Origin of the sequence: Burkholderia sp. AU33545 (assembly GCF_020419685.1) — a bacterium.
Classification (GTDB): Bacteria; Pseudomonadota; Gammaproteobacteria; order Burkholderiales; family Burkholderiaceae; genus Burkholderia; species Burkholderia diffusa.
The window spans coordinates 239629-253344 of record NZ_JAIZRQ010000001.1; the positions used below are offsets into that span (position 1 = coordinate 239629).

General features: G+C 58.5%; 6 protein-coding genes. All 6 read left to right on the forward strand.

The window, feature by feature from the left end:
* Positions 1 to 9: 9 nt before the first annotated feature.
* Positions 10 to 1800, forward strand: coding sequence for a polysaccharide biosynthesis/export family protein (locus LGM71_RS01080; protein ID WP_226113606.1), 1791 nt, complete (start codon positions 10 to 12; stop codon positions 1798 to 1800).
* Positions 1801 to 1934: 134 nt separating this feature from the next.
* On the forward strand, positions 1935 to 3116 hold the full coding sequence (wecB, locus tag LGM71_RS01085) for a non-hydrolyzing UDP-N-acetylglucosamine 2-epimerase (protein WP_226113608.1): 1182 nt from the start codon (positions 1935 to 1937) through the stop codon (positions 3114 to 3116).
* A 43-nt stretch (positions 3117 to 3159) separates the two neighbouring features.
* Positions 3160 to 4473, forward strand: a complete 1314-nt coding sequence (gene wecC / locus LGM71_RS01090) for a UDP-N-acetyl-D-mannosamine dehydrogenase (RefSeq protein ID WP_226113610.1) — start codon at positions 3160 to 3162, stop codon at positions 4471 to 4473.
* 71 nt (positions 4474 to 4544) lie between these two features.
* Entirely contained in the window at positions 4545 to 8738 is a 4194-nt protein-coding gene (locus tag LGM71_RS01095) for a glycosyltransferase (protein WP_226113618.1), read from the forward strand.
* 188 nt (positions 8739 to 8926) lie between these two features.
* Complete coding sequence (locus LGM71_RS01100) at positions 8927 to 12301, forward strand: heparinase II/III family protein (protein ID WP_226113620.1); 3375 nt, start codon at positions 8927 to 8929, stop codon at positions 12299 to 12301.
* A gap of 52 nt (positions 12302 to 12353) precedes the next feature.
* Complete coding sequence (locus LGM71_RS01105; protein ID WP_226113622.1) at positions 12354 to 13706, forward strand: hypothetical protein; 1353 nt, start codon at positions 12354 to 12356, stop codon at positions 13704 to 13706.
* Positions 13707 to 13716 lie beyond the last annotated feature (10 nt).

Genomic DNA, 13716 nt, shown 5'->3' on the forward strand with positions numbered 1-13716 from the left:
AATATTCAGATGATCAATCTATCAAGAGGCCGAAAGGCATTGGTTGCCCTGGTTCTGGGCGTCGCGAGCACGGCGAGTTGGGCCGGGATCAGCGATACGCTGTTCGGACTCTCGGGGACCGATGGCGACAGTGGCTCGACATCGTCCAAAGCTGCTACCGACGGTGGACAGCGCGGTGTCGCCTCGACGGGTTTCGGATACAACCCCGACGACGTAGCGGCTGGGGCGATGATGCTTCAAGGCGGCAGGATGTCGCGCCAGCAAGCCGGACCCGGGGGGGCGGCTCCGAGCCCGGTCGACGTGAGTGTTGCCCCGCAGGCGCCGAACAGCATGTTTGGCTCGCAGTTGTTTGGCGGAACATTCCACAACAGCCGTGGGACCGGATTCAATCCGAGCTATCAGGTGAGCATCGGGGATACGGTGACGCTGCGGATGTGGGGTGCGTTTGCATTCGACGGCCAGCTGACCGTCGATCCGCAAGGAAATATCTTCGTGCCGAATGTCGGGCCGGTCACGGTCGCGGGTGTTCGGAATGCCGATTTGAACGGGCGCGTGCTGAATGAAGTGCGCAAGGTCTACAAGGCGAACGTGAACGTCTATGCCAGCCTGGACGTCGCGCAGCCGGTGAAGGTTTTCGTCACCGGATATGTCAAGCAACCGGGCATGTATGGCGGGATTGCGTCGGAAAGCATCCTGTCCTACCTCGACAAGGCCGGTGGCGTCGACGTCGACCGAGGCAGTTATGTCGACGTGATGGTCAAGCGTGGCGCGGTAGTGCGCAAGCGCTTCAACCTGTACGACTTCTTGCTGAATGGCGAGATCGACCAGTTGCAACTGGCCGATGGCGACGTGATTGTCGTCGGACCGCGGGAACACGTCTTCACGGTACGGGGTGAGGTCTACAACGCATACGACTTCGAATTCGCCACGCCGGTCATTACGCTTCAGCAGGCACTTGCGGTTGCGCGTCCGAAACCGGGCGCAACGCATGTCAGCATCGTACGCCGCCAAGGCACCGAGCGGACCACCGAGTACTACGCGATTTCGAATGCGTCGAACGTCAGGCTCAACGACGGCGATCAGCTCACGGTCACCTCGGATCGCTATGCCGGCACGATTCAGGTGCGTGTCGAGGGAGCGCATTCGGGAGAACACGCATTGGTGCTCCCGTACGGTTCGACGATGGCGCAGGTGCTGAACCAGGTCCGCACCAATCCGCTGTCGCGCGTGGACGAAGCCCAGTTGTTCCGCAAGTCGGTCGCGGACCGGCAAAAGGAAATGCTGGGTGTCGAACTGCAGAAGCTTCAGGAGGCGGCGTTGTCCGCACCGTCCGCTACGAGCGAGGAGGCCAATCTGCGCTCGAAGGAAGCAGAGAACATCACGAAGTTTGCTGCGCTCGCGAGCAAGACCGAGTTCAAGGGACAGGTCGTACTCAACGAGCAGACGATGGGTAACGTGATTCTGGAGGATGGCGACGTCATCAACATCCCCGAAAGAACTAGTGTCGTCATGGTGCATGGCGAGGTGCTCTTTCCGAACGCGGTCGAATGGCAATCGGGCATGACGGCGAGTGACTATGTCGGGCACGTCGGCGGCTACACGCAGAAAGCCGACAACAGCAAGATCATCGTGATTCATCAGAACGGCAAGGCCGAACTGGCCGACAGCGGTACGAAGGTCGAGGCTGGCGATGAACTCATGGTGTTACCGAAGGTGAAGTCGAAGAGTATCGAGATCACGCGCGGGATTACACAGATCCTGTATCAGATGGCGGTGGCAGCGAAGCTGATCTTCTGGTGATGATTGCAGCACGTCACGTGACGCGTAGAGAGCGCGTCACGTGACGCCGAGAGGGCCGCGGACGCTCGTTGGCACGAGCGCACCGGCAGATTGCTCCTTCGGGGGCTCGTAAAATAATAGCAACGATAATTATCATGAAAATTCTGACCGTGTTTGGCACGCGGCCGGAGGCGATCAAGATGGCGCCGCTGGTACACGCGCTCAGGGGGACGCCGGGTGTGGATTGTCGCGTATGCGTCACCGCACAACACCGGCAAATGCTGGACCAGGTGCTCGATCTTTTTGAGATAAGGCCGGATTACGACCTGAACCTGATGAAGGCGGGGCAGACGCTTCAGTCGATAACGTGCGACATCGTGAACGAGATCACGCCCGTTCTCGCCTCGTATCGTCCCGACTATATGCTCGTGCACGGCGATACGACGACCACGTTCGCGAGCGCGCTGGCGGCGTTCTATCTGAAGATCAAGGTGGGCCACGTCGAAGCCGGACTGCGTAGCGGCGACATGTACTCGCCGTGGCCTGAAGAGGGCAATCGGAAGCTGACAGGCCAGCTGGCCGACATCCATTTCGCGCCGACCGAGGCGTCGCGCGAGAACCTCGTCGCCGAACGTGTTCGCGACGAGGACATCATCGTGACGGGCAATACCGTGATCGATGCGCTGCTGACGGTTACGCGCAGGCTCGAGCACGATCAGGTCCTGCAGCGCCAGATGCGCGATGCATTTCCGACGCTCGGGGACGGGCGCCGCATGGTGCTCGTTACGGCTCATCGCCGAGAAAACTTCGGGGAAGGGATCCGGAATATCTGCAACGCAATCCGTCAACTGGCCGCGCACTACACGGACGTCGATTTCGTCTATCCGGTTCATCTGAATCCGCAGGTCAAGCAGCCGGCCGAGGAAATACTGTCGGGCCTGCCTAACGTCCATCTGCTGAGTCCGCAGGACTACTTGCCTTTCGTCTATCTGATGTCACGGTCGACGCTGATCCTGACCGATTCGGGCGGTATTCAGGAGGAGGCACCATCACTCGGCAAGCCCGTGCTTGTCATGCGTGACACCACGGAGCGGCCTGAAGCGGTTGCTGCCGGAACGGTGCGGCTAGTCGGATCCGACACGGGGTGGATCGTTACAGCCTGCCGGGAACTGCTCGATGACTCGGAGCGCTATGGGGAAATGGCGCGTGCGCACAACCCGTATGGCGATGGCCGTGCATGCGAGCGCATCGTTCGTCATCTTGTCGGCGAAAGCGACCGCAACGATCCGGAGTCGTGCTCTGCAGCTCTCGATGCGGCCCGGGCATTCGCCGGTTGATGCCGCGCGGTGACTGTGACCGATCAGCGCTGATTCGCGTGGCATGCCGACGAGCCGCCGCGCCTCCACACATCTTCAAGGACGTTCCGTGAACAATACCATTCAATCCATATCTGTCATCGGGCTCGGATACATCGGCCTTCCGACCGCGGCCGTACTCGCATCGCGCAAGATCAAGGTGGTCGGTGTCGACATCGACCCGTGCGCCGTCGATACGATCAATCGGGGCGAAATTCATATCGTCGAGCCGGAACTGGATATCGTCGTGCATGCGGCCGTGAAGGAAGGATGGTTGCGCGCGACGACCCGGCCGGAAGCTACGGACGCCTTCATGATCGCGGTGCCCACACCGTTTGACGGTAACTACGAGCCGGACCTGTCATATGTCAAGGCAGCCAGCGAATCGATCGCGCCGGTGCTCAAGAAGGGGGACATCGTCATTCTCGAGTCGACCTCGCCGGTAGGTACGACCGAACAGATGGTGGAATGGCTGGCGCGTGCCCGTCCGGATCTGGTATTTCCCGTGAAGGGCGGGGGCGAATGCGACGTCTATGTCGCTTATTGTCCAGAGCGTGTTCTTCCCGGTCAGGTCATTCGCGAACTGATCGAAAACGATCGTGTGATCGGTGGCGTCAATCCGCTTTCCGCCGTACGTGCCCAAGAAGTCTACCGCACGTTCGTCAACGGTCAATTGTTGGTTACGGACGCTCGTACGGCCGAGATGTCGAAGCTGACCGAGAATGCATTTCGCGACGTCAATATTGCGTTCGCCAACGAGCTTTCCCTCATTTGCGACAAGCTCGACATCAACGTATGGGAACTCGTCAACATCGCGAATTGCCATCCGCGCGTCAATATCCTCCAGCCGGGGCCGGGCGTCGGTGGACACTGCATTGCCGTCGATCCGTGGTTCATCGTCAACAAAACGCCAGACCAGGCGAAGCTGATCCGACAGGCTCGGGAAGTGAACGATTCGAAGCCGCACTGGGTAATCGACAAGGTCCGTGCCGCGGTCGATGCGCTGTGTGAGGGCGGAAAGGTCCGGCGCGACATCCGAATTGCATGCTTCGGTCTTGCGTTCAAGCCGAATATCGATGATCTTCGGGAAAGCCCGTCGCTCGATATCGCGCACAAGCTTTCCGACGCATATCCAGAGCAAGTCCTCGTCGTAGAACCGCATATCGACGCGATTCCGGAGAAGCTCGAGTTCAGTGGTGCGAGATTGATCGATGTGGATGAAGCGCTGGCACGCGCCGACGTTCTCGTCATGCTGGTTGATCACACTCGATTCAAGTCAATCAAGCCGACTCTGCGCGACACGCAGCGACTCGTCGATACAAAGGGCATCTGGAGTTGAATTGCTCGTATCGGTGCTCCGTTCGTGGGGCGGGAATGCAAAGACGAATTTGAAAAGGCGGGGAAGTTGGAATGAGCGTGAAGGTCGATGTCGGTGCGCTTGATGATCGTGGCGAGGTTGCCGCTTTGCGACGGGAGCGCGACCGGCATGCCGCGCTAAGTGAGGCATTGCGGGCTGAACGATCTGCGCAGGATGAGCTTGTGTCGCGGCTCGAGGCGGAAATCGCTCGATTGCGCGGGCCTCAGATCGCCACGACAAGTGTCGGTGCCGGCCGGGCATCGCGGCACGCCGTTAGCAACGTCGCGGTCACCCGATATCAGGAGACGATTACCGATCTCACGAACCGATTCGACGGGTTGAAGGCGTTGCGTGAGCGGGAGGAGGAGACTTTCCGGCAGTACCGGACGGACACTGGTGTAACAATCGAGGCGCTCACGGCCGAACTTTCTCGGCATGGCGAGACGATCGGCAGGCTGACGCGCGAGGTCGACGCGGCAAGGGATGTTGCCCGACAGCAGGAACAATTGCGTGCTACTGGCGTTGCGGCACTCGAGCAGAAGATTGCGGATCTGGAGTCCGAACGCAATGCTCGCGCGATCGAGCGGCAGGAAATTGGCTCGATGCTCTCCGTGCTGCGCTCGGAAAGCAAGTCGTTGTCCGCGAACCTCGAGAAAATCAAGCTCGATGCGGTTCGCAACAGGATGGCGCTCACCGAGGCGAACGCGCAGATTGAACGGTTGCGTCAGCAATTGATCGCGGCAAATCAGCAGGTGATTCGGACAAAAAACACGCTGTCGTTTCAGCTTGGGCATGCGCTGATATTCGGCACGAAGTCGTGGGGCGGGTTCTTCGCGCTGCCGGGCAAGTTGCTCGAGATTCACCGTTTGTCGAAGCAACGCCGTGACGACAGGCAAGCCAAAGTACTGAAGAGCCCGAACGTCCGTGCGACGCTGCCAACTACGTCAGTTTCCCCGCGTGGAGAAGCGGCCGAGCATGTCGCGATCGCCACGCGTGCGCGGCTGCAGGGTCTGCACGATGCCGACGGGCAGCAGCTTGCGCATCGTATGAAGCAACTGAAGGTTGCGGCGATCATGGACGAGTTCACGTTCGGTTCGTACGATCCGGAGTGCAACCTGCTGCAACTGACACCCGCCCATTGGCAGATCGAATTGAATGCATTCAATCCCGACATGCTGTTCATCGAATCCGCGTGGCGCGGAAAAGATGATCTCTGGGGCAGCAAGGTTGGCCACCTGAGTCAGGAAGTCCTCGATATTGTTCAATGGTGCCGCGATCACCAGGTTCCGACGATCTTCTGGAACAAGGAAGATCCGGTGCATTTCGAGACGTTCCTGACGACCGCGAAGTTGTTCGATTTCGTCTTTACGACGGATATCGACTGCATTCATCGCTACAAGGCTGCACTCGGCCACGACCGGGTCTATCTGTTGCCGTTTGCAGCTCAGCCGCTCGCCAACAATCCCGTCGAGAAGTACGAACGGAAAGACGCTTTCTGCTTTGCCGGCGCCTATTACGTCCGATATCCGGAGCGGACGCGGGACCTAGGGAACTTCATTGTCAATTTGCCCGAGTTTCGACCGCTGGAAATCTACGACAGAAATTACGGGAAAAGTGACGCGAACTACCAGTTTCCGGGCGAATACCAACCGTTTGTCGTGGGCAATTTGCCATACGCGGAGATCGACAAGGCATACAAAGGCTATCGATACGCGATCAACCTCAACTCGATCAAGCAGTCGCAGTCGATGTTCGCGCGTCGCGTCTATGAACTGCTGGCGTCCAATACGATCACCATCAGCAACTTCTCGCGCGGCGTCCGCCTCATGTTCGGCGATCTGGTCGTGACGAGCGATAGTGGTGCTGAGATTCGGCGACGTCTCGACGCATTGAATGGTGACGAAGCAGGCGCGCGCAAGCTCCGCCTTGCCGCGCTTCGGAAGGTGATGTTCGAGCATACGTATCAGGATCGACTTGCTTACGTCATCTCGAAGGTCAGCGAGGAGACGTTGCCATCGCTGCTTCCGCAGATCATTGTGATTGCACACGCCAAGGATCAGGCGCAAGCCGATTGCCTCCTGCGCGCGTTCGAACGACAGCACTATCAGGCGAAAACGCTGGTGCTCGTCGTGCCGGAGCAGTTCGACCCGGCCGGCGTTCCGGACAGTGGTGCCGTGCGTGTGTTGTCTGCGCGTGAATCGGATACGGTGATGTTGCAGACGCTGGCAGAACCGGCTGCCTGGCTTGCCGTGATGGTTGCGGACGATTATTACGGCGCCCACTATCTGATGGATCTCGCGCTTGCGACGCGTTACTCGCAGGCGCGGGCGATCGGCAAGGTTGCTCAGTATGTATGGTCGAACAGCAACGGCCTTTCGCTGCTTCGGGATGATGCAGCATATACGTCTGTCGCCGAGATTGCTGCACGGTCGGGTATCGCGCGTTTCGACACATTGCCTGAGGTATCGTTGCGCGACTGGGTGAGGGAACTGTATACCGCGCGGTTCGAGCACGAATCGTGCTTCGCCATCGACGAATTCAACTACTGCAGAAGTGGAGTCGCGCTGGATGACGCCGGGCGTGCGACCGTCGACGATGTGGTTCTGTCCGACTACGGACTGACGCTTGATGAAATGCAGCAGCGAGCCGAAGCAGTCGCACCGGAGCAACTTGATAGCAATGCCCTGCCGCAATTGCGCGGCAGCGATCTCGCATCGCTACTGACGAAGGCGCCCGCGAACAGCCGCGTGTCGATGGTCGAGCGCGGCGGCTGCCTGCAGATCGATTCGGCGTTGCCGGATGGCTCGCACGAATATTGGTATGCCATTCGCGACTTTTCTCCGTCCGATCTATTGGTCGATAACGGGAAACTTCAGTTCCACCTTGAAGTTTCCCCCGGTCTGAACGTCCAGGTTGTCGTGCTGTATCTCAATGGCGAAAAGACGCGAATTGGCCATGTCGTGAAGGCTTCGAATCGCAATCACGATGTCGAGGTGCCGGCGGGAACCAAGTATCTGAGGATTGGCTTGCGAGTCTATGCCGGCGGTTCCGCACGCGTGCAATCCTTGCTGCTCGGTCACCGCTCGCTCCTGCCTGCGGATGTGTTTTCTCAAGGCGAACATCTCGTACTTACAAACCACTATCCGTCCTACGACGACCTGTATCGCAATGCGTTCGTGCATAGCCGGGTACGCGCGTATCGCGCGCATGGCGTGCGCTGCGATGTCTTCCGCTTCCGTGAAGAACAAACGGTGGAATACCAGGAGTTCGAGAACGTTGATGTGATGACTGGCGGCGCGGAGGTGCTGGACAGACTGCTGCAGTCGGGGCGGTATCGCTCGGTGCTTGTCCACTTCCTTGATGATGCGATGTGGCGTGCGCTGAAACCTTACGCAGATCGATTGAAGATCGTCGTGTGGGTTCATGGCGCCGACATTCAGGGCTTCGAGCGTCGCGCATTCCTCTATGACGACGAGCAACGTTCCGCCGCTGCGCTGAAGAGCGAGCGGCGGTCGGAATTCTGGCGGAATCTGCTGACGGAGCGGCCACCGTCGCTGCACTTCGTCTTCGTCTCGAAGTATCTCGCGACAACTGCGATGGAAGACCTCGGGTTGCAGCTGCCGGACGCAGCGTACAGCGTCATCCATAACCCGATCGATACTACGCGATTCGATTATGTTGAGAAGGACATCGACCTGCGCTGGAAGGTGCTGTCAATTCGGCCGTATGCATCGAAAGTCTATGCCAATGACCTGAGCGTCGCTGCGATTCTTGCACTGTCGGGCACGCCGAACTTTGACCGGATGCAATTCCACCTGATCGGGGACGGCGCGCTGTTCGACGAGACCGTTGCGCCGCTTCGCGGATTCTCGAATGTCCTGATCGAACGACGCTTCCTGACGCAACGCGAGATTGCCGGTCTGCACAAGGAGTACGGCATATTTCTGTGCCCGTCGCGAATGGATACGCAGGGCGTGTCGCGGGACGAAGCGATGGCGTCGGGCTTGGTCCCGGTTACCAATGCGGTTGCGGCCATCCCGGAATTCGTCGACGAAACATGCGGTGTGCTCGCGCCGGCGGAGGATGCGAAAGCACTTGCCGACGGACTGCTGGCGATCATTCAGGATCCGCGGCTATTTGCGAGCATGAGTGCTAATGCGGCGCGACGCGTGAGACGGCAGAGCGATTACGACGCGATGATTCGACGAGAAATGGCGTGCTTTACAGGGAAGCCGGAAGAGGCCTGATCGCGACGGACATCGGCTTCGCGATGACTCGTGGTGTTGCATCGGGAATCGTGCATGCCCGGAAGAGGTGCGTCTGAAAGGGACAATGGTGCGGGTTGACGACTGGAACCGCACCTTCACAGGAACTGTTGCGGGGAAAGATGGCTAACCGATATTTGGATCGCGTCGTATTGAACGAGCGAAATTCGATGATCTACTGCACGGCGAGCGTCGCAGAGAAGACGTCGGTCGAACTCTGTGCGACGATCTTGGGAGGATTGCCGGATGGCACGAATCTGATTCTCCTCATCAATGGTGATGCACTGACCGAGCAGCGCGCGACGGAGATCGGCTTCGTGCCGACAAAGGGTGGCTACTACCAGTACCTGAAGCCGTCAGTGCAGGACGAGCGACTCTGCCACGCATTCGATATCCTGCCGGAAGTCACGTCGGTCAACATCCGGCTGTGGGGCATCGGTGCGCAGCCCGTCGTGCTCGACGACGTTCGCGTGACGGGTGTCGAAGCAGGCGGCTTTCGATTCCTGTCTGCTCGCCCGCGTCGCATTGTCAGAAAATGGGATCCGCTTGCCGTCCAGCAGCAGCGGCCGATTGCTGCGAACCTGCTGCTCGCGAAGCATGCATGCGGTGCGGCATGCGTCGTACATTGCAATAAATGGTTGGACTCGATGGATGGATACGAGCAGCGGACGAAGCGCTTCGAGTTCGGACGCGACGACGTCTATGTAGAACGCGACACCGGGGAGCTGATCCTGGCGAGCGTTCAACGCGCGCGGCCGGCGATGCTCGAGATTCCGGAATCTATCGACGCATACTGGTCCGATATCGGCGACAAGTCACGAAATATGGTGCGAAAGGCCCGGCGACTCGGCTACGAATTCCGTGCAATCGATCCTGACGAGTATGGACAGGACATTTACGAGATTCGAACGTCGGATCCGATGCGGCAAGGTCGCCCAATTCCCGAGTACTACTACAAGAATCCGCCCGAGCACGTGCTGAAGCCGAGTTCCGTCGGTTGCCGGCTGCATACCGAGCGATTCTACGGCGTTTTCAAGGACGATCGGCTGGTCGCGTATGTCACGCTTTTTCTCTTTGGCGAACTTGCGCAGGTCAATCACCTGCTGTGCCATCGAGATCACGCGAGCAGTGGCGCGATGAATCTCAACGTGTTTCATGTCGTGGACGAACTCATCAGGCATCAGCCTGAGGTACGCGTCCTCAACTATCTCTACATCGGACAATCTCAGGGCGGGATCAATCATTTCAAGGAGAGCGTCGGGTTCCGGGATACCGCCTTCATGACGTACGACAGCGTGGTGGAGTTGTACGAGCGACATAGACGGAATCGGTTGACGATCGATGGTTCAACCGCACCTTCGGTGCCGTCCTTCAAGACTAAGGTGAAAGACGACAACTGGACGTTTATGCGCGAGCAGGTGAGCGGCGATGTCATGCAGGCGATCGAGAGCCGCATCGGCCGGCGCGTCGCGCGTCTGCCGATGCCCGTATATCAGGAGTTCGAACGCTATCTGTCGCGCGGATTGAGCGAGACGGTGATCGACTGGATGGAGGGAAGCTGTTTCGCGGTGCCTTTTCCGGATCAGATTCCCGATATCGATGATGGGCTCTGCAACTACATGCGACGGCGTTTCAAGCGGAGTCCCATATCGAACGACGGTTTCGAAACGGCATTCAAGGGCAGCGATTTCCGCGTGCTGGGATATTTCCAGGTCAGTGACGATGACGCGCTGTTCTTCCGGGGTCTGTTGGTGGTCGAGAAATTGACACCGGTAGGGGTGAGCAACGTTCGTGGTCTGACCGAGACGTTCCAGAAGTTCGGCAAAGCCGGTTTGCGTCCGGATCTGATTGTGCGGAACAAATCCCAGGGAATATTCGTAACGCGAGATCGTTTCATGGCGTCTGTTCCGACGGAAGATGCGGCCCTGGACCGCGTCTGTCTTGCCGACGAGTATCAGCCTTTGGGTGACGGGTGGCTGTTGGGAAACATCGTCAAGATGTCGTTTCCGTATTCGACGGCGACGGTTGATATTGAACTGAACAAGACGTTTGCCTGGAACTCGGAGCTGCCGAACAACTCGGTACGCATGTGGTACTACTCGCTGATTTATATCGGACGATTGCTTGCGACGTACCATAAAACCAACGATTCCGCGTCGCTGGACCTCGCGTTGTCGCTGACGTCGGATTATCTCGACTACGTGGCCGTCGCCGAGCATCGTGCCGGAGTCGATAACATTGCGTCTGCCGATCACGCCACGGCCGAGCGCCTGAAAGTGATGCTGACGCTGCATCAAATTGTCAGGAAATCGAAATACCCGAGAGGAGTCGCGCTGCTGCCGAGGTTGCTCGAGGAAATGCACTACTGCGCCGAGTGGCTGACAGAGGAGGCCAATCTCGGCGTTGGGAATCATCAGCTCATGGGCTGCATGTCCCTGATGTTTACGTATTCGCTTCTGTCGAATGAGGCCGGGGCGGTTTATCTGGAAACGGCGCTGCGTCGTGTGCGCGCCTTGCTGGAAGAATCCTTCGATAAAGACGGGCTGTGCAACGAGAACACGATCGGTTACCACAACTTCAATCTGTCGCTGTATACGAAGATTCACGATGCGCTCGGAAGACTGGGGGTTGCCGCATCGATGCGGTCAGACATCGAGCCCGTACTCGGCAATGCAATGCGCGCACTGCAGCTGGCCATTTTCCCGAACGGCAAGATCCCGCCCATCGGCGACTCGCCGCGCTATGACTCGCACGTCAGCTCCGTCAATGAGTCGTTCTGCTTCTTCGAGTCAGGATTTGCGGTCGTCAAGCGCGACGACTTCTATATGTCATTGATCTGCGGCGGTAGAACGAACTGGCATAAGCACATGGATGACACGGCGATCTATCTGCAGTACAGGGGTGAGGACGTGTTTATCGATGGCGGCAGCTATTCATACGATCAGCGAAATCCGCATACACGCTGCATCACGTCGTCGGCTGGCCATAGCGGCGTGTTTTTGTCGCAGTTCGATGGCTTGCCGCGATACGAACTTATCGCGAAGTATGGGCCGGTGTCGGGCAGCATCAAACGGTTCGAGGAAAGCGACGACGGCGTGCGCATCGAGTGCGCGTACTCCGTTCCCGGGTGCTGGACGAGCTTCCGGAGATTCGTGTTTGTCCACTGGATCGGTGAGGTCGTCATCGTGGACATGGTCAGATCGCCGAATCTTGCCGCTGCAGTACAGCGCTTTTTGCTTGCGCCGAACATTTCGGCACACGCGGAACAGGGAATCATCCGCCTGCAAGGCGAAACGTTTGACGGCGCGATCATTCACTCGTCGCAGGATGCAGACTTCTACCGCGGCGAGCAGGATGCAAAGGTGCGAGGTTGGAGTACGTACGACTTCGGTGAGATCTCTCCGACGACGGGTATCGATCTGAGCGGCGGGTCGATTGCCGGAGAATTATCGTCGATCGTGGTGTTGAACGGCACTGATCCGGATGGCTGCTCCGCCGCGGCACGTGCATTCGCGAACAAATCCGATCCATTCTTCACGAATTGATCGGCCGGTTCCCACCATCGTACGGCTTTTCAAAGATTTACGGTTTCGGCTTATGAACGACACTCCAAACTGCTATCACTCGCCTGATGGCATTCAGCTATCCGATGCAGGTGTTCGGTTTTCGCTTGATATAGCGGGGGTGCAACGCTTTTCGATCTGCATGGATCTGGCATGTGGGCCGCAAATCGCGACCAATTGCGCATTGATCCAGTTCGAATTCAGCGAGCCACCGGACGAACCTGAACGATTGGGACTTGTACATTCCCATCATGGCTGGTGGTATCGATACGTGCCGACTCGCGCAGGGCGCGTGTCCGTCGATTGGGAATTCGTCCAGGCGACTCCGTTCACTGGTATCGTTCGCTTCAAGCTTGTGACGTGGGGAGCCGGCGACGTCGTCCGACTCCGCTCATTTGTCGCACTGAAGAGTCCTCTTGCCGAGCAACTGGCTGCGCGGTATGAAAATGCCCGCGATGCCGCGCGATATCCGCCGAAGGTGTGGGCCAGCATTAGCGAGTTTCTGTCTGCGACTACGCTGCAGAATTGCGCGCACATCATACCCGTCAACGACTTGTTGATCGAGTTCTTGCTCGTTGATCGGCGCAGCCCGGCGCTATTTTGCTTTCTTCACGGCAATGCCCCACGCTCGGACGTGTTCAAGCTGCCCGTGTTCAGTGGCGTATCGATGATGAACGATGTGAACAGTTCCGTCCTCATCTTCTCCGATCCTGCATTGCTGCTGGATCCTGATTTGACGCTTGCATGGCACGTCGGCACTTCAACCACGCCGCTGCAGTATCTGTATGAATTGGTCACGGAAAAGGTCCGTTCGGTTCTTGCTCCCGAAAGGCTGGTTTTCTGGGGCGGATCGGGAGGCGGTTTCGCATCGCTGTATCTGTCGACAAGGTTTGCCGACTCGACGGCCTTCGTATGGAATCCACAGACTTCGATTCTCGCGTTCGAGGAGATGGCCGTACGGAATTTCGGTCGCGTGTGCTTTGGCACGGAGGATCTCGGGACGCTGCGTGAAAGGCTCGAGAAGGTGGCCGTGGCTGACCTGTGGAGGGTCTATCCGAGCGACAGGAACCGCGTGGTCTATCTGCAGAACTTTACCGACTGGCACACCGAATCCCATCTAAAGCCATTCCTGTCGAATTCGAATTTTCGCGACGTTCGTGGAACCGAGTTCTGGGGATGGCTGGAAGATCGACTCTTCCTGCATCTCGGCAGCCTCGCGCAAGGGCACGAACCGCCGCCGAAAGAGGCGATCAATGCGTTCCTGGTCCGGCTCGCGCATTCCGGACCGGATGCGATCGAATCGGTCCGCGTACTCCCGGGCAGATCGGCGGACCATGTCGGCGCGGCACATGACGCGCGGGTGAAAGAAGAAGGGCCGCAGGCCTGAGAACAATGAG

Coding starts and splice junctions, on each gene's coding strand:
- LGM71_RS01105 (WP_226113622.1), top strand. CDS start 12,354: ATGAACGACACTCCAAACTGCTATCACTCGCCTGATGGCATTCAGCTA.
- LGM71_RS01100 (WP_226113620.1), top strand. CDS start 8,927: ATGATCTACTGCACGGCGAGCGTCGCAGAGAAGACGTCGGTCGAACTC.
- wecB (WP_226113608.1), top strand. CDS start 1,935: ATGAAAATTCTGACCGTGTTTGGCACGCGGCCGGAGGCGATCAAGATG.
- LGM71_RS01095 (WP_226113618.1), top strand. CDS start 4,545: ATGAGCGTGAAGGTCGATGTCGGTGCGCTTGATGATCGTGGCGAGGTT.
- LGM71_RS01080 (WP_226113606.1), top strand. CDS start 10: ATGATCAATCTATCAAGAGGCCGAAAGGCATTGGTTGCCCTGGTTCTG.
- wecC (WP_226113610.1), top strand. CDS start 3,160: ATGCCGACGAGCCGCCGCGCCTCCACACATCTTCAAGGACGTTCCGTG.